This window comes from Anaerotruncus sp. DFI.9.16 (assembly GCF_024461615.1).
Taxonomy (GTDB): domain Bacteria; phylum Bacillota; class Clostridia; order Oscillospirales; family Ruminococcaceae; genus Anaerotruncus; species Anaerotruncus massiliensis.
On record NZ_JANFZX010000150.1, the window covers coordinates 1 to 294 of the forward strand.

At 50.3% G+C, this 294-nt stretch carries 1 tRNA gene; it reads left to right on the forward strand.

The features are described 5' to 3' along the window. The first annotated feature begins 65 nt into the window (after positions 1–65). Positions 66–142: transfer RNA gene (locus tag NE609_RS17385), tRNA-Ile, on the forward strand. Positions 143–294: the final 152 nt, after the last annotated feature.

The following is a 294-nucleotide window of genomic DNA, read 5'->3' on the forward strand; positions in this document are numbered from 1 at the left end:
CCAAGAGTTCTGGTCAGCAAGGGAATCTGCTCGTTGTTCATTTTTGAAGGCGCTGCCTTCAATTTGGGCTCATAGCTCAGGCGGTTAGAGCGCGCGCCTGATAAGCGCGAGGTCGGTGGTTCGAGTCCACTTGAGCCCACCAACTGCGAAAGCAGTTGGGCGAAAGTTGAGAGAAGCACGTAAGCCGTAAGCGGAGTGTGACTCGGGACTTGAGCCCGCCAACAAAGCTTTTATCGCTTTGAAACGCACCTTGAAAATTGAACAATGGAAACAAATATCTGCAAGCTAAGTAAA